Here is a 17055-nt window from a genome sequence, read left to right as displayed (position 1 = left end):
ATAAGTTTGGCCAAACACGTTTAATATTTTGGTGGTGAGCGGCCTGCAGGCTTTCTATTTTCAGGACCGAACCCGGCGCTGTCCGCGCGAACCCGGATGGTCCGCAAGCCATTCAAATCACATGCCTTTATCTTCCCGTCTCGCATCCGCAGCGGATGCGAGCCATGGCTTCGCGCGGCCTGCACGGTTCTCGATGGAAAAAGCGTCCAGGCTTGGAACGCCTTCAAAGGAGAACGAAGTGAATCGGACTAATAACCTGCCGCTCGCCGGTGTGCGCATCCTGGATCTCGGGCAGCAGATCGCCGCGCCGGCCTGCGCGATGATCCTTGCCGATCTTGGCGCCAATGTGGTGCATGTCGATCCGCCCCAGGGTCCCGCCTGGGATCATCCGGCGAATGCGATCCTCAATCGCAACAAGAAGATTCTACGGCTGGATCTCGGCTCGGCCGAAGGCCGGACGCAACTTCTCTCCCTGATCGACGAAGCCGATGTCGTGATCGAGAACTTCCAGCCCGGGGAACTGCTCGCATCCGGCATCGATCTCGCCATGCTTCGCCAGCAGCGCCCCGAGTTGATCACCGTCTCTCTTCCTGGCTTCGCCAGCAACGATACGCTTCGTCGCGAATGGAAGGCAACGGAGGCAATCATTGCTGCCACCGCGGGGGCATTCACCGATATGGGCTTCAACCGTGTGTTGATGGGGCTGAATCCAAGCTTCTCACCGCTCCCGCTCGGTTCGGCCTATGCCACGACCCTGACCGCCGCCTCGGTTGCACTGGCGCTGAACGCCCGCGAAGAGACCGGTCGCGGCGATGCAATCGAAGTCCCTGTCGTCGCCGCGCTGATGGAAGGGTTGTCGTACAATTCCTATGTCATCGAGGGCCTGCCGGAGCGCTACAAGACCATGCGCGAGCTTGAAATCGAGCATCGCAAGGCCAACGGAATCGAGATGGATCTCGGCTACGAAGCCCTCCAGGAGTATCTGGACCCGTTCTACCGCACCTATGAATGTGCCGATGGCCGGCTGTTCTATTGCGTCTGCCCGTCTCACCGCAATCACGCCAAGCGCGCGCTGACGGTCCTCGGCATTTATGACGAATTGATCGCCGAGGGTCTGCCCGAGGTCAGGGACCTGCATGCCCCAATTGCGGAATGGGACGGAGAAACCTCGATCGGGGTCTATCCGCTACCGAAGAAATGGGCCGATATCATCTCGGAAAAAATGAAGCGCGCCTTCAAGACCAAGACCTCCGAGGAATGGGGCCGTATCTTCGGTGAAGGCCGGATTCCCGGTGCGCCGCATCGCACCACGCGCGAATGGGTCAATGATGCGCATACGCATGCCGCGGGCCTCATGCTGAAGGTCGAGGATCCCGAATATGGCGAGATGATCCAGCCCGGCCCGGTCGTCTGGCTGGAATCCTGTGCCGAGGATATGCTGTCGCCCGCTCCACGCGAGATGGTCGACTACGAGACCGCGTTGGCCTGGCTGCAAGCGGCGGGCCCGCGCTTTGCGCCCGTCACGGCTGCCCCGCTTCCGGATTCACGCAAGCCCTGGCTCGAAGGAGTGCGCGTTCTGGACCTGACCAACGTGATCGCCGGGCCCCATTCCACGGCATTCCTGACCCGTTTCGGCGCCGAGGTAACCAAGCTGGACCCAGTCACGCCGCTTTACGATCCCTTGATCGGGACGCTTTTCACCTTCCAGACCGGAATGGGCAAGCGCAGTGCCCTGGTCGACATCATGTCCCCCGAGGGACGCGAGGTATTCAACCGCCTGCTGCGCAATACCGACATCGTCGTCATCAACGCCCCCGAGCGTCAGCTCGAACCGCTTGGGCTTGATCAGGCCAGCCTCTCCGCAATCAACCCCCGGGTGATATTCTCACGCCTGGACTGCTTTGGCGGCCCGCACCGGGGCCCCAAGACCGATTATATCGGCTATGACGATATCATCCAGGCCAATAGCGGTATCATGAGCCGATTCGGCGGCGAAGCCACCCCGGAAGAACATGCTCACCTGGGGACGCTCGACGTGAATTGCGGTTTTGCCGGAGCCGTTGGCGTCGCGGTCGCGCTTTACCATCAGCGCCGCACGGGTCAGGCTACCCGTCCACGCACATCGCTCTCGGCGGTTACAAACCTGGCGCAGATCCCGTTTGCCTTCGATTACGACGGACGGGCACCGTTCAACGAGCCCTCGGGACGCCAGGCGCTTGGCCATCATGCGCTGTCGCGCTTCTACCGCGCAGGCGATGGCTGGCTCTATCTCGACTGTTCGAACAACGAGACCGAGACGCTGGACAAGATTCCCGGCCTCGAGGGTATCGCCCGCAGTAATGATCTGTGCGGGTTTCTTGAAACGGCCTTGAGCACCGTCACTGCCGAGGAATGGGCCGCACGCCTGCGCGCCTATGGAATTGCCGCCGCGGTCCCCAACTCCATCGAGAACCTGCGTGCGCTTTACTCACGCGAAGCCGATGGCACCGCAGGCACCACGATGGGCAGTTTCGCCTTTTCGATTCACCGCGACCATCCCAGTGGACATTGCCTGACGCAGATCGACCATTATGCCATCCGCCCTTCGGAAGTTCCCATCAGGGCCGCTTCGCTGCCCGAACGCTGGGGACACTCAACGCGCGAGGTTCTGGCCAATGCGGGTTACAGCGATGCAGAGATAACCGCACTGATCGCGCGGAACGTCGTCTCGCTTGGCTGGGCGCAAGAATTCCTGCCCAGCTGATCCATCCGGCGCGGAACCGGCTATCCCCGGGCGCTCCGCTACGGCGGGGCGCTTTTCGAATGCGGCAGGGGCTGCACGAACAGGCTGCAATTCATCCAGTTCTTGCCGGAAACAATCCCTGAATCGGATCATGCGCTTGGGTGGCCCGGATAACCTGATCGGCTGATGATCCCGATTGCGCGTTCAGGCATCAATGTTCCAGACGCGCATCATGATTCTCCGGGCCAGTTCGACCTGGGTCTCGGCACTTCTTCGTTGCAGCGAAATGAATGCCAGCGAAGCCTCTAACTCATGATCTTCCACGATGACCAGGCCATGAGCCTGCTGCTCATGCAGCGCGATTGATTCACGCGACAGGCACAGCCCCACTCCAGAGCGCACCAATGCCAGCATCGACATTTCCTGGTCAGCCAGGGTGACACAGTTTTGCCGGATCCCGAGCGGCTCAAGAACACGCAGCAGCAGGCGATGATGAACCGATTCACGCGGCGTGCCGATCCAGGGCAGCCGGGCAAGCTCGGCCCAACCCAGCCCGTGTACCCGGCTTTCCCAACGCGCTGGCGCAAGAATGCGATAGCGGAAACGGGTCAGTTCCCGATAGGCGACGCCGCCCTTCTTCTCCACCGCACCAGAGCCCGCAACGATTGCAATATCGTCGAGCGTGCCGAGAAAATAGCCGATATCCAGTTCTTCGCGCAGGATCTTCAACAGGATCTCGCCGCTCATGCCATGAACGAGCTGAGTTCGCAGCTCGGGAGCCGCCTCGACGAGTTCGCTGAGAAAGGTTCCGAGACGGATGAAACTGGGATCCACCACGGTACCGACCCGCAATTGACCGCCGACCACATGTGTGAGGCGCTGCGCGGTCTGGCCGAATTCGGCAAGTGCACCCAAGACCTGCTCGGCCTTGACCATCAGCACCTTGCCATCGGCGGTCAGGTCCAGGCCCTTCGGAGTGCGCTGAGACAATTCAAGCCCGGTATCCTGCGCCAGTTTGCGCAATTGCAGACTGACCGCAGGTTGAGTGAGGCACAGGATATCCGCGGCGCGCGATACGTTTCCCTCGCGTGCGACAGTGATAAAGGCCTGAAGAGTCTTCATATCGATCCGGTTCCGCATATTAGCGGAAATTATATGAGCGGTTTGAATTAATCATTGGAAATATCCTCCCTCCGGACACAAACAGGTCATTGTGATCGGAGGCAAGAATAGTGACCAACAACAGGATTAACCACTCTAACCGGAGGATATTGCCGGTTGGCTTGAACGATTGTGACACCGGCACAACCCGCGGCGCCGCCCGCCCGTGCAACGTGAAACCGGCCGCTCATCTTATGTCCGAACGGAGCTGAGCCATGCCCAGAGATGCATTCGACTATATCGTAATCGGGGCAGGTTCTGCCGGATGCCTGCTTGCAAATCGTCTCAGCAAGGATCCCTCCTGCCGGGTCCTGCTGATCGAGGCAGGAAAACGGGACAACTATCCCTGGATCCATATTCCCGTGGGATATCTCTATTGCATCGGTAATCCGCGCACCGACTGGCTGTACCAGACCGAACCCGACGCGGGTCTGAACGGCCGCAGTCTACGGTATCCGCGCGGCAAAACCCTGGGCGGCTGCTCGTCGATCAACGGCATGATCTACATGCGTGGCCAGGCGCGCGACTACAACAACTGGGCCCGGCTGACCGGAGACGACGCCTGGAGCTGGGAAAGCTGCCTGCGCGATTTCAAGGCACATGAGGATCACCACAGCCTGGATGACGGCGCCGATCCGCAGACCGGCGCCAATAGCCGACTTTCGGATATCCACGGTCATGGTGGCGAGTGGCGGGTGGAAAAGCAGCGGCTGCATTGGGACGTGCTGGAGGAATTCGCCACCGCCATGACCGAGGCCGGCTTTGAGCGCAGCGCCGATTTCAATACCGGTGACAATTCAGGCGTGGGTTATTTCGAGGTCAACCAGCGGTCCGGCTGGCGCTGGAACACGGCCAAGGCATTTCTGCGTCCCGCAAAGACCCGCCGGAACCTGACGGTCTGGACCGAGGCACAAGTGGATCGCTTGCTGATCGACACCCAGGCTGATGGCCGTCAACGCTGCACCGGCGTCATCGTCCGCAGAGGCCCTGACGCAACCCCCGTTCGCGCCAGCCGCGAGGTGATCCTGTCCGCCGGTGCAATCAATTCCCCCAAGATCCTGCAACTCTCGGGGATAGGTCCAGCCGAGTTGCTGCGGCGCCACGGTATCGACGTGCTGACCGATCTGCCCGGCGTGGGAGCAAACCTGCAGGACCATCTGCAAATCCGTACCATCTACAAGGTGACGGGTGCCAAGACCCTGAATTCGCTAGCCAACAGCCTGTTTGGCAAAGGCATGATAGGGCTGAAATACCTTCTGACCCGTTCGGGCCCGATGAGCATGGCTCCCAGCCAACTGGGCGCCTTCACCCGCTCGGACCAAGGCCAGCCACATGCCAATTTGCAATATCATGTCCAGCCGCTCAGCCTAGATGCCTTTGGAGAGGGCCTGCATCGCTTTCCGGCAATCACCGCCAGCGTCTGCAATCTGAACCCGACCAGCCGCGGAACCGTCCGGATCCGCTCGAACACAGCCCTGGATGCGCCGATCATCGCGCCCAATTACCTTTCCACCGATGAAGATCGCCGGATCGCGGCCCAAAGCCTGCGCCAGGTCCGGAGGATCGTATCGCAACCCGCCTTCGCCAAATATAAGCCGGAGGAATGGAAGCCCGGCCCACAGTTCCAGACCGATGAAGAACTGACTCGCCTGGCAGGAGATATCGCGACAACGATATTCCATCCGGTCGGGACGGCAAGAATGGGGCAGAACGGCGATCCGCAAGCAGTGGTCGATAATCGCCTGCGTGTACGTGGCGTTTCCGGACTCCGCGTCGTGGATGCCAGCGTCATGCCAACCATCACGAGCGGCAATACCAACTCTCCGACATTGATGATTGCCGAGAAAGCCGCGCGGTTCATCCTGGCGTCATCTTAACGCTCGATGCTGCCCCTGGGCATATTCGACGGCACCGGCGGGGTTTGAGAGGCTATTCATGCCCGCCCCGCCGGAACGGCTGCCGAAGGCTTCCGCACTGTTTCCTGCCGCCAGCCATCACTTGCCCTGACGGACCACCAGCACATCGCATTCGGCATGCATGACCACATGCGCGGCGGTCGAGCCGATGACATAGTCCCGGATGCGCGGGTTATGCGAATTCATCACGATCAGATCACAGCCGAATTCCCGCGCCGCGCGTGGAATGGCGCGGTGTGGTTGCCCGGTCCGGATCACGGAGCTGATGGTGATGCCATCGGTGTCGTGACGCTTCACGAAGGCCTCCAGTTCGGGCTTGCTGTCCTCTGGCAGGGCTTTCAGGTTCTTGCTGATCTCGGGCACGACGGTCAACGCGATGATCTCGGCGTTTCGGGCCCGGGCGATGGACAGGGCCTTCATCATCGACTCGTCGGAAAGGGCGGCGTGCTTCAGCTTGATCGGGACAAGGATGCGCTCGTGCATGATATTCTCCGGTTTGGATTGTGTCGGGGCAGGCCATGACATGACGGCCCGCCCTCGCGGTCAGGATCTGGCCGAACCGGCCGCGGGATACTGCATCGCCGGTTCTTCCCGCAGAGCCTTGATCAGCCCCCACATCATCAAGAACATGATGATCGAAAACGGCAGGCCTGCGGCCAGCGAGGCCGTCTGCAAGGCACCGAGCCCGCCGGATGCCAGCAGCACCGCGGCCACGGCCCCCTCGCCGAAACCCCAGAATACCCTGTAGGCCACCGGCGGTTCCTCCTTGCCCATCGAGATCAGCGTGGTCACTACCAACGTGCCCGAATCGGACGAGGTCACGAAATAGGTGATGATCAGGATCAGTGCCACGAAGGACATGATGCTGCCGATGAAGCCAAGGCCGAAATTCTCGATGATCAGGAAGAGCGGCTTGGAGATATCCTCGTTGACCGCCGCAATGATGCCGCCATCCTGCATGAATTCCTGATAGAGCGCCGTGCCCCCGAAAACCGCCATCCAGAAGAAAGTGATCAGCGTCGGCACGATCAGGACGCCCACGGCGAATTCGCGGATCGTCCGCCCGCGCGACACCCGCGCGATGAACATGCCCACGAAGGGCGCCCAGGCAATCCACCACCCCCAGTAGAACACGGTCCATGCCCCTTGCCAGCCGCTTTCCGGGTCGGGGTTCACCCACAACCCCATTGGCACCACGTTGACGATGTATTCGCCGATATTGGTGATGAAGAAGCCAAGCAGGAAGACCGTCGGACCGGCCAGAAGAAATGCGATTATCATGAAGATCGACAGCCACATGTTGACCTCGGACAGGATCTTGATTCCCCTGCCAACCCCGGAAACCGCCGACAAGGTCGCGATGGCGGATATCACCATGATCAGCAGATACTTGACCCAAGGATCCATCGGTACACCGAAGAGGTGATTCAGCCCGGCCTGGATCTGCCCGGCGCCCAGGCCGAGCGTCGTGGCCACCCCGAAAACCGTGCCAAAGATCGCCAGCAGATCGGCGGTATGGCCCCAGGCACCATAGATACGTTCGCCCAGGATCGGATAGAGCGCGGCCCGGATGGTCAGGGGCAGATCCTTGCGATAGGCGAAATAGGCAAGTGCCATGCCGACGATCACATAGACGCCCCAGCCATGCAGCCCCCAATGCAGAAAGGTGACCTGCATCGCGGTCACGGCACCCTCCATGGAATTCTCGGTGCCCGGTTCGAGGAATGGCGCATTCTGCACATGATACATCGGCTCGGCCACCGACCAGAACAGGAGCCCGATCCCCATGCCTGCCCCGAACAGCATCGAGAACCACGCGAAGGTCGAGAATTCCGGCCTGTCCTCATCCTTGCCAAGCCGGATTGACCCGAAGCGGGAAAAGATCAGCCCGATCACGAAGGCGATGAAGATGGCGATGGAAAGGATGTAATACCAGTTGAGAGTGGCGTTGATCCAGCTCTGCACGCCCGAGAAGAAACCACCGACACGGTCTGGCATGATCACGCCGGCCAGCACGAAAAGCAGGATGATGAGTTTAGACATGGTGGCCATCGGCGGGTTCACGTCCCGGAACAGCCCCCTGGTGCCGACATTGAGCCGGCTTTCGTCATAATCGCTCATTATAGGTGTGTCCCTTCCCTGTGAAACTTGCAGATAGGTCTGGTGGTCCTCGTGAAGTTTGACGGCTGCCAATCGCGGACTTCCGCAGCCCCCGATTGCTCCCCCCTTCCCTGAGCTATCCTTCCCCGGGAAACCGCTGGTTCTCCTCCACCACGTTCAGATCCATGTGGTTGCGCATGTAGCGGTCCGAGGCGTCGCGAAGCGGCTGGAAATCCCATGGGAAATAGGCTCCGTTCCGCAGCGCCTCATAAACCACCCATCTGCGCGCCTGGCTCTGGCGCACCTCGGCGTCGAACCGGTCGAGTTCCCATTTCGCATCGGCCAATTCGCCAAAGGCGCCAGCGTTCCGGCATGTTCCGGATCACCGGCAAGATTGGTCATCTCATGCGGGTCCGCCACGAGATCGAAGAGCTGGTCGGGATCGAGCGCGCAGCGGTTGAATTTCCACCTGCCTTGCCGAAGCGAGACCAGCGGCGCATTAGAAGCTTCGGCGGCGTATTCCATCGCCACCGGCGTTTCCCGCGATCCTCCATTGCCCAGCGGCACGAGGCTTTCGCCATCGGTCCACGGCATCACCTCGTCCATCGACACGCCCGCCAGATCGCAAAGCGTCGGGCAAACGTCGATTGTCGAGACTGGATCATCGATCCGCCCGGGAGCCATTCCCGGCGCAGAGATCATTAGCGGCACGCGGGATGAGCCTTCGTAGAAGCTCATCTTGAACCACAGGCCCCGCTCTCCCAGCATGTCGCCGTGATCCGAGACGAAAAGGATGACCGCCTCCTGCCGGGTCCTTTCCAGCACGTCGAGAATGCCGCCGATCTTGTCGTCCAGATAGGAGATATTGGCGAAATAGCCCCGCCGCGCCCGGCGAATATTCTCTTCGGTGATGTCATAGCTGCGCCAGTCGTTGGCGTCGAAGATGCGCCGGGAATGCGGGTCCTGTTCATCATAAGGCAGGGCGCCCAGTTCCGGCAGTAGGTGCTCGCAATCCTCGTAGAGGTCCCAGAACTGCTTCCGCGCCACATAGGGATCGTGAGGATGGGTAAAGCTCACCGTCAGGCACCACGGACGATCATCCCTGCCGCGCGCGAGATCGTAAAGCTTCTGCTCGGCGTGATGGGCCACCTCGTCGTCATATTCCATCTGGTTCGAGATCTCGGCCACCCCCGCCCCGGTGACACTGCCAAGATTGTGATACCACCAGTCGATGCGCTCTCCCGGCTTGCGGTAGTCCGGGGTCCAGCCGAAATCGGCCGGGTAGATGTCGGTGGTCAGCCGCTGCTCGAAGCCGTGCATCTGATCGGGACCGACGAAATGCATCTTGCCCGACAGGCAGGTATGGTAGCCTGCGCGCCGCAGATGATGGGCATAGGTGGGAATATCACTGCGAAACTCGGCCGCATTGTCATAGACCCCGGTTCGCGACGGCAACTGTCCCGACATGAAGCTCGCCCTCCCCGGCGCGCAAAGCGGGCTGGCGGTGTAAGTATTGGCAAAGCGCGTGGACCTCTCGGCCAGCTTGCGCAGGTTCGGGGCGTGGAGCCAGTCGGCCGGGCCGTCGGGAAACAGCGTTCCGTTCAACTGGTCAACCATGATTATCAGGATATTCGGCAAGGCTCTTACGGCCATCATCGCTCCTTCTCAAAGCGTTTGATTATCATCCTCATTCGCAAGCCATGCCGAATTCACCGGAACACCCAACAAGATGGCATTGCGAATTTTTATGCTCTCTGCCACATGTTAACAAAGTATCCCGTGAAAACAGGCAGATTCAGGTAATGTCAGATATTGATCTTCCTTATGCGACCTTCGGCCGATACAGCGCCGATCTCTGTCTGTTCCTGTTGGCGGCACGACATGGCCAACTGTCCCACGCCGCCAGGCTGGCCGGCCTGTCGCAACCCCGGATGAGCCAGAGAATCCGCTTTCTCGAAGACAGCCTGGGCAAGCAGCTTTTCGTCCGCGAACGCCGCGGGATCACCCTCACCCAGGCCGGGCAGGAACTCCTCGATGCTATCTCCACGCCACTTTCGGGTGCCGTGGAAGCCTTTTCCCGATATCAGCAAAAGCCGGCGCGCGGCGGCGTTATCATCCTGTGCGACATCGCCTTTGCCAGCTTTCGGCTGCTGCCGGTGTTTTCGTCGCTATGCAACAGGTTCGGGGAACTCAGCATTTCGCTGCTCACCGTGCAGCAGCCCCGGCACAAGAACCTGCCCGAAGCGGATCTGATCATCCGGATGGAGGACGAGCACGAGCCCGCAGAGAACGAGCTCTGCCTGTTCCGGGAATCCGTCTCGGTGCTGTGCAGTCCGGGTTACAAGCAGGCCCATCCGGACATGAGCACCCCGAACGACCTGGTAGACAAGACCCTGGTCGAACTGACCGCCGATGGCACGCCGGCATGGTTCACATGGGCAACATGGCTGCGTGCCCATGGCGTCGACCGCAAGCTGTCGACGGATCACCTGACCTTCAACAGCTACGACCACGTGATACAGTCCACGATCGCCGGACTCGGCGTATGCCTGGGTTGGCGGGGGCTCGTGGACAACCTGGTTGCGGACGGAGCCTTGTTGCAGGCCGTCCCTGACCAACTCGCCAGCAACCGCGGATATTTCCTCAAGATTGCTCCCGGCTGCGTCAACCGCGACACCAGGCAGGTTTTCGACTGGCTGGCTGCGCATCTGCGCCCGCAACCCGCGGAGGCGAGTGAAAAGACCTGACTTTACCGCAAGACGGGGACCGGGCCGTCAAGGAGCACGAAACAGGAGGACCCCTCAAGGCCCCTCTCATTCATCGCCCCCGGATCGCGATCGACCGTCAAGGGGCGCCGATCTCGTCGCTCCGACGGTTATCGAGTTCCTGCGCATAGCGCTTGAGGCAGTATGCCTCTGTCACCGCCCCCACGATGCCAAGCCTCCCGGCATCATCGACAACCGGAAGTATCTCCAGCTGTGCGGCGGAAAATTTCTCCAGAACGATCTGGATATTATCCTCCCGCCTCACGAATTTATCCGCGCCGATGACGCAATCCGCAGCCACCAGGATCTCGGCCAGTTCATTGAGTTCAGGATCATGCAGGGTGGCAATATCGACAATGCCTGCATACCGTCCTTGCTGATCGACGGCAAAGGCGTATTTCCGGCTGCCCAGCGGCAGTTCTTCCCGCAAACGGATGAGCGGTCGCCCCAATGCCACGGGCCGGAAATCGGTTCTCATCAGCCGCCGCGCAGTCAAGTCCCGCACCCAACCGACATCATGCGCTCCAAGCAAGGGAATACCCCGCAAATGAAACCGCCAGGTAGAAAAAGAATATCCGAAGGTCAGCCGGACCAATGTCGAGGCGATGAAAGCGCTGGTCAAGACACCTATCCCGAACATGAAACTGCCGCTTATCTCCAACACCAGGAACACCATGGTCAGCGGCGCACCCGTGATCGCGGCTCCGACCGCAGCCATTCCGACCATCATTGCCGGTATTCGAGCGATCTCGACGCCAGGAGCGAATACAGTCAGCATTTGCACGATAAGTGCCCCAAGCAAACAGCCTATAAGCAAGGAGGAACTGAACAACCCTCCTCGAAATCCCGCGCCGAGCGATAGCGCCGAGGCAATGACCTTGCCCAGAAGAAGGAGCCCGACAGCCAGGCTGTCCCAGTTCGGATCGACGCGATCAAGTTGACCTGCACAGGTCTCCACCAGCAGGTCCGGCTCAAAGTACCTTAGCAGGCTGAGCGTCAGCTCGTTCGGATCGGGATTGGGAAGGTTAGCCTCGCACCAAGCCGGTGGAAAGGCGTCCATGACCGGGATCATCGGACAGGCGATGCCGCCCCATTGGCAGGTCGCGACCCTTGCAACCTCAGAAAGAGTTCGCCTATCGACTGGATTTACAAGGAAGCCGAGCCGAATAGGGCGAAGGTTGATTTCGAGAGTTGCGGTATTGATCGTCATTTTCCATTCGCCTTTGGCATGTCAACTAGTCTTGAACCGCCCACAAAACACTGGTGTTCCCGATCCTCCGACACCGAATGATCGCCGATGGAGTCGCACCCTCGGCGTCAAGCCGTCGAACCTCTCTCAAATCTGCGGTGGGCTTTCGTTCCTTGTACACGCCCTGCGCCTTGCCCTCCATCCGTCGCTCGCGGCGGTTTTGGTCTCAAATTCGGCGAGCTCGTCCTGCCCGTCTGCCGTTGGGACCACAGCAGCGCATTTGTCTTCGTCCGCGTTGCTGCTATCCAGTCAGCAAAAATGCTGCGCCGGGTATCGAATGGCGGGTCTGGCGAATGCTGCAGGGCAGAGCGACTCCCTCTCGAACGGCGGCTTTGGGCCGATTCTGTGGAAAAACACCCGGTCGCGACCGCAGAAACTCCGAGATTTCCAAGACCGCGTGCGCATTTCTTCTCAGGCGTTTCGCGTTTGCTGCGGTGCAGGAAAGATCTTCGCTAGTTTCCGGAGGTTCTGGGCGGTGGCGGCGAGCAGGAATTCGTCATTTGCACCGCATGGGCCACGTAATCGAAGACGCCCCAGGCCGAGGATACGTTTGAAATGTGCGAACAGCATCTCGACTTTCTTCCGGAGCTTCATGGAGATGTCGTATTGCTTGGTCTTCGCGATGTCTCGGGCAATCTGTCGGGCGTCCTCGTGTTCTTCGCGGGTGATCGATCTGGCATCTGCGTTCGGGCAGCATTTCGCCTTGGACGGGCAGGCCTGGCAGGTCAGCTTCATGGCACGGTATTTGGCTCTGCCCCGTCCGGTCGGCCCCCGGTTCGGGTCGGAATAGTTCCGCCGGAACTGCTTCAGCTCTTGGCCCTCGGGGCAGATGTATTGGCCGTTCTCGGCGTCCCATTCGAAGTCCGCCCGGCTCCAGGTGCCGTCGGTGCGTCCGGACTTGTCGAAGACGGGAATGTGCGGGGCAATCTTGCGTTCGACCAGCCAACCCAGCATCGGCCCGGTGCCATAGGCTGTGTCCGCGATCAGGCGTTCGGGATGCAGGTCGAACCTGGCCTTCACGCGGTCCAGCATGGTGCGTGTCGAGCCGACTTCGGCCTGTCGAATGGACCGCGTGGCCTCGACATCCACGATCACGCCATGATCCGTGTCGATCAGGTAATTGTCGGAATAGCTGAAGAATGCCGGGCCTTTGCGCGCCGCCGTCCATTGGCTCGCCGGATCGGAACGCAAGGTGAACTTGGGCTGAACCTCGCTGGCGGCACCGAACGCCGCCTCGTCCAGTGTGTCGAGATACTCGCGCACGGCGCGGGGCACGTCGGCCGGGTTGATGACCGATGGATCCCAGTCCTCCTTCGATGTCGAGTTCTGCTTGTTCGCGTCCGCTTCGATCAGGCTGGCGTCGACGGCCATTCGCTGGCCGCTGACCAGGCCCTCCTCGATACAGCGCGCCACCGTCGTCTCGAACAGGTGGCGCAGCAGCTCGCTGTTACGAAACCGGCCATGCCGGTTCTTCGAAAACGTCGAGTGATCCGGGACCCGGTCGGTCAGATCGAGGCGGCAAAACCATCGATACGCCAAGTTCAGATGCACCTCTTCGCACAGCCGCCGCTCGGACCGGATGCCGAAACAGTATCCGACCAACAGCATGCGGATCAGTAGCTCGGGATCGACGGACGGACGGCCGGTGTGGCTGTAAAACTCGGTCAGATGGGCACGGATGCTGCTCAGGTCGACGAACCGATCAATGGAGCGAAGAAGATGGTCTTGCGGAACGTGATCCTCCAGCGAGAACTCGTAGAACAGCGCCGCCTGAGCTTCTTGTCTCGGTCCCATCATCGTCAAACCCTCCCGCCCGTCAGAAGAATTGAATCAGCAACTTACGCTTCGATCAAGGACGAGTATTTCAACGGAATACGCCGATATCGCTGTCAACGATGCGCCAGATAGTCCGCCGAAACGTAACCAGAGATACTGGGCTTGTCAGTGAGGAAGACCCTGCACCAGACCTTACCATTATTTGTCACGCAGTTCTGACGGGTTAGACGGGTTCCGTCTGGCAGGCCGATTATGATTTTGTGGTTGAGGCCCGGGCCTTCGCGAAGCTTCAGGAGATTATCTGGCCCGGCACCTTTGACGACGGCGCCAGAACCCACCGTGCATCCGGTAGCGATCATGAGGGTGAGAAGAGCAGCATATTGAGTTCGCACTATCTGTCCTGAATCGTTTCGCCATCAATACGACACCACCGCACTAAATGACAGCGGGCAGGAAACGGACGCGGATAACCGTCCTCGGGCGGTATCCACCCCCAAAACCTAACAGTAACGGAGGCCACAACCTGCGTCCGCTGACCTTCGGGACCGAGATCATTCGAAGCGCATAGAATCCACGCGACGGAATCTTAGTCCTGCTCGGCGCCAAAAGCCGGGAGGTCACGGAACGAGCAGGTATTTCTCCCCCGTCGATTTCTTCTCATACACCGCCGCTATCTCGGGCCTGAGAGCGTCCTGCAGGCTGATCTCCGCCGTGTAGTGGCTGGCGAAGGTCGTGGTCATCTCGGCTCTGACGCGGTCGCGCATTCGTTTTGCGACACCCGGATCCGTGCGCTTGAGGAAACTGAAGAGCAACCAGCCACCCAAGTTCCAGGTAAAGCCGAAACGCCGCTTGAGGATCGTCGGCCCGGTATCGAGCGAGCCGTAGATGTAGACCTGCTTCATCGTGCTGGACCCGTAGCGACTGTAGCTGTCCATCTTGCGCGCGGCGGCGGCTTCCATCGCGTTAAGCATGGTGCTGGTCATCTCGCCCCCGCCGATCGCGTCGAAACCCAGCATGGCGCCGGTGTCGGCGATGGCATTTTCAAGGTCCTGCGCGAAGGTCTCGGTACTGCTGTCCACGATGTGCCTGGCGCCAATCCCGCGCAGCAGGTCGGCCTGTTCCTGGCTGCGGACAATGTTGACGAGTTCGATCCCGTCCGCCTGACAGATCTTCACCAGCATCTGGCCGAGATTCGAGGCGGCGGGCGCGTGGACGATGGCGCGGTGACCCTCGGCCCGCATCGTTTCCACGAAGCCGAGCGCCGTGAGCGGGTTCACGAACAGGGCCGCACCTTCTGCGGCCGTGGCCTCGTCCGGCAGCACGATGCAGGACTCGGGGGTGATCAGGCGATAATCGGCATACATGGCCCCGCCGATCATGGCAACGCGCTTGCCGACGAGGTGCTGAAGGTCGCTCCCGGCCCCGACCACTTTCCCCGCGCCCTCGTTTCCGACGGGCATGGACTGCCCCAGTCGTGCCTTGACAGCGGGCAGGAGATGCGCCGGAACTTGCGCCGTAAGGACTGGATTCTCTACCGTTCCCTGGGCCTTCAGCGTGTTCATGTCCGCCGGGCCGAACAGCAGGCCGAGGTCGGAAGGATTGATCGGCGCGGCCTCGACACGGACGAGCAACTCTCCCTGCGCCGGTTCGGGCACCGGCAAGGTCTCGAGGTTGATCCGAAGCATTCCGTCTTCGGTGATCGTGGTTCTGAGTTCCCGGCCGCTGCGCGCCATGCTGTCTCCCGCGTTTCCGTGGTCATTCTTCTTCAAGCTAGCTGCATCAAACGCGGTCGGCGCGGCAATGTCCAGCGACTAGACGATACGAAGACAAGCTTGGATCAGGCTCTGCTCCGCACCCTCTCTGAAGCGATGCGCAAAACCGACTTCTGGCTAGCCTTTCACGCGAAAGAACGCCTGCATCAGGGTGCTGCGCTGCAGTACATGAGCGCGCTTGGGCTCGCGCCGATGTTGCACAAGGTTCAGCCGAATCTGGGTAATCCACTCTTAGGTTGAGTGATCGGTAGGCGCTACTACATTTCACGCATTTGTGATCCTCGCCGATTCTGCGCTATGGCTTTCGCGCGATTGCTTCCGATTTGATTCCAGGGGTTGGGAGGGCCAAATGCAGAAAGCCTCCCGAGGGATGCTTATGTGTGAGCGTCCGGTGAACCCGCCCTGCCGGTGTGTCTGATAGAGCGTTAGTGTCCACCATCGATAGTGGGCACCAAGGTCCACTCTATCGGCTGGTGAGTGTCAGGCGGCAACGGATGATTGTTCTGCGACAAGTTCGGCGTAGCGCCACGGGAGCAGTTCATCGAGGCGGTTTATTTTCTGATCAGCAATGCGCCCCAGAACCCATGTCAGCCATGCTTGGGGATCGACGCCATTGAGCCGGGCGGTTTATACCGATTGGCGAACTATGCCGAGCGCTGTTGGAAGACGGCATCAACTCCAACGGGGATGCCCTGCGAGGGCATGTGGCGCTCGGCATATTTTGGGTCGTCAGAGAGCGTTCAGAAATCCAAGCAAACGATCGTCAGGTTGAAATCGTTTGGCCTTTTGGCGTTCCGAGGGCTTGAGTTTGGCAAGAGCTGCCTCCTTGAGCTCAAGATGGGAATGAAGATAGGTCTGGGTCGTCTCGATTGATTCATGACCGAGCCAGAGTGCGATTACCGAACAATCGACGCCCGCCTGGAGTAACTCCATGGCAGCGGTGTGCCGCAGGACATGTGGCGAAATCCGCTTTGACTGGAGAGAGGGGTATCCGTCACGCCAGCGGCAAGCCAGACCCGCGTATTGCTCGGCACCGGGATCATGCCGACAATCCCCGGATCAGCCGCGCCAGAAGCTCGGGATCATAAGAGCCTGTGATCCGCAGCCGATGACCACCTGCAAGATCGATGTCAATTTGCGCGGGATCGGAAACCGGAGCGGCATCATGGTCGGGCGTGGCGCTTTCGGAAACGATCTCGACCGGCAGAAAGCGGGCCGGACCCTCATCAATGACTTCGCCTCCGAAATGCCCCTCCCGAAGCCATTTGAAGATCAGATTGGCGTTCACATCGTAATGCCGCGCCACCTGGCTGACCGACACCCCAGGGTGCCGCGCCTGCGCGCAAATCATCCGCTTCTCTTCATCCAACCAAAATCGCCGCCGCCGCCGTCCCATCGCTGTTCCTCGATAATGTCCACTAAGCCCTTGGTAGACACTATCTCTCACTCTACCGTAGCGGCAGGGTGGTCAGACCGGACGCTTACCTTTTGCTTCCTCCCAACTGCTTCCGATATGATTCCGGGGGTTGGGAGGGGAAAATGCGTAAAGCCTCCCGATGGAGGCTTAAGTAGCTGATATTACGGGAGATTTTTT

The 17055-nt window shown here is 60.2% G+C and carries 13 protein-coding genes and 2 pseudogenes; 4 read left to right on the top strand and 11 right to left on the bottom strand.

Translation table 11 applies throughout. The features are described 5' to 3' along the window. Positions 1 to 238 precede the first annotated feature (238 nt). On the top strand, positions 239 to 2743 hold the full coding sequence (locus A7A09_RS10475) for a CoA transferase (protein ID WP_106691572.1): 2505 nt from the start codon (positions 239 to 241) through the stop codon (positions 2741 to 2743). 183 nt (positions 2744 to 2926) lie between these two features. Here A7A09_RS10475 and A7A09_RS10470 read toward each other — a convergent pair whose 3' ends face one another. Next, the gene (locus A7A09_RS10470; RefSeq protein ID WP_106691369.1) at positions 2927 to 3862 is read right to left on the bottom strand and encodes a LysR family transcriptional regulator; all 936 of its coding nucleotides are present in this window, start codon (positions 3860 to 3862) and stop codon (positions 2927 to 2929) included. Positions 3863 to 4098: 236 nt separating this feature from the next. Here A7A09_RS10470 and A7A09_RS10465 point away from each other — a divergent pair, with 236 nt between their 5' ends. After that, positions 4099 to 5760: a GMC family oxidoreductase gene (locus A7A09_RS10465; protein ID WP_106691368.1), complete on the top strand. Its 1662-nt coding sequence runs from the start codon at positions 4099 to 4101 to the stop codon at positions 5758 to 5760. A gap of 117 nt (positions 5761 to 5877) precedes the next feature. Here A7A09_RS10465 and A7A09_RS10460 read toward each other — a convergent pair whose 3' ends face one another. From A7A09_RS10460 to betC, 3 genes and pseudogenes are all read right to left on the bottom strand, one after another. After that, a complete protein-coding gene (locus A7A09_RS10460) occupies positions 5878 to 6282 on the bottom strand; it encodes a universal stress protein (RefSeq protein ID WP_170167075.1) in 405 nt (134 codons plus the stop codon). Positions 6283 to 6342: 60 nt separating this feature from the next. Further along, positions 6343 to 7920, bottom strand: coding sequence for a BCCT family transporter (locus tag A7A09_RS10455; protein ID WP_106691366.1), 1578 nt, complete (start codon positions 7918 to 7920; stop codon positions 6343 to 6345). Between the two features lie 115 nt (positions 7921 to 8035). Further along, positions 8036 to 9552 (bottom strand): annotated as a pseudogene (gene betC / locus A7A09_RS10450) (choline-sulfatase). Between the two features lie 47 nt (positions 9553 to 9599). Here betC and A7A09_RS10445 point away from each other — a divergent pair. After that, entirely contained in the window at positions 9600 to 10646 is a 1047-nt protein-coding gene (locus A7A09_RS10445; RefSeq protein WP_106691365.1) for a LysR substrate-binding domain-containing protein, read from the top strand. 97 nt (positions 10647 to 10743) lie between these two features. Here A7A09_RS10445 and A7A09_RS10440 read toward each other — a convergent pair whose 3' ends face one another. The 4 genes from A7A09_RS10440 to A7A09_RS10425 all read right to left on the bottom strand — a co-directional run bounded on the left by A7A09_RS10440 (position 10744) and on the right by A7A09_RS10425 (position 15422). Beyond that, positions 10744 to 11874, bottom strand: coding sequence for a chloride channel protein (locus A7A09_RS10440; RefSeq protein ID WP_106691364.1), 1131 nt, complete (start codon positions 11872 to 11874; stop codon positions 10744 to 10746). 450 nt (positions 11875 to 12324) lie between these two features. Then, positions 12325 to 13710 (bottom strand): transposase, encoded by a 1386-nt coding sequence (locus tag A7A09_RS10435; RefSeq protein ID WP_106691363.1) that lies wholly within the window; start codon positions 13708 to 13710, stop codon positions 12325 to 12327. 92 nt (positions 13711 to 13802) lie between these two features. Continuing rightward, the gene (locus tag A7A09_RS10430; RefSeq protein ID WP_106691362.1) at positions 13803 to 14081 is read right to left on the bottom strand and encodes an SH3 domain-containing protein; all 279 of its coding nucleotides are present in this window, start codon (positions 14079 to 14081) and stop codon (positions 13803 to 13805) included. Between the two features lie 225 nt (positions 14082 to 14306). Beyond that, entirely contained in the window at positions 14307 to 15422 is a 1116-nt protein-coding gene (locus A7A09_RS10425; protein WP_106691361.1) for a zinc-binding dehydrogenase, read from the bottom strand. 99 nt (positions 15423 to 15521) lie between these two features. Here A7A09_RS10425 and A7A09_RS10420 point away from each other — a divergent pair, with 99 nt between their 5' ends. Beyond that, the gene (locus A7A09_RS10420; protein ID WP_148043639.1) at positions 15522 to 15701 is read left to right on the top strand and encodes a hypothetical protein; all 180 of its coding nucleotides are present in this window, start codon (positions 15522 to 15524) and stop codon (positions 15699 to 15701) included. Between the two features lie 240 nt (positions 15702 to 15941). Here A7A09_RS10420 and A7A09_RS10415 read toward each other — a convergent pair. The 3 genes and pseudogenes from A7A09_RS10415 to tnpA form a co-directional block, all read right to left on the bottom strand. Continuing rightward, positions 15942 to 16088, bottom strand: a pseudogene (locus tag A7A09_RS10415) (transposase domain-containing protein); the annotation flags it as partial. 102 nt (positions 16089 to 16190) lie between these two features. Beyond that, entirely contained in the window at positions 16191 to 16427 is a 237-nt protein-coding gene (locus tag A7A09_RS10410) for a tyrosine-type recombinase/integrase (protein WP_436277796.1), read from the bottom strand. Positions 16428 to 16500: 73 nt separating this feature from the next. Next, positions 16501 to 16857, bottom strand: a complete 357-nt coding sequence (gene tnpA, locus A7A09_RS10405) for an IS66-like element accessory protein TnpA (RefSeq protein WP_106691359.1) — start codon at positions 16855 to 16857, stop codon at positions 16501 to 16503. Positions 16858 to 17055 lie beyond the last annotated feature (198 nt).

Origin of the sequence: Paracoccus methylarcula (assembly GCF_003007735.2) — a bacterium.
GTDB classification, from domain to species: Bacteria; Pseudomonadota; Alphaproteobacteria; order Rhodobacterales; family Rhodobacteraceae; genus Paracoccus; species Paracoccus methylarcula.
This window is presented reverse-complemented; position numbering and strand designations above follow the sequence as displayed.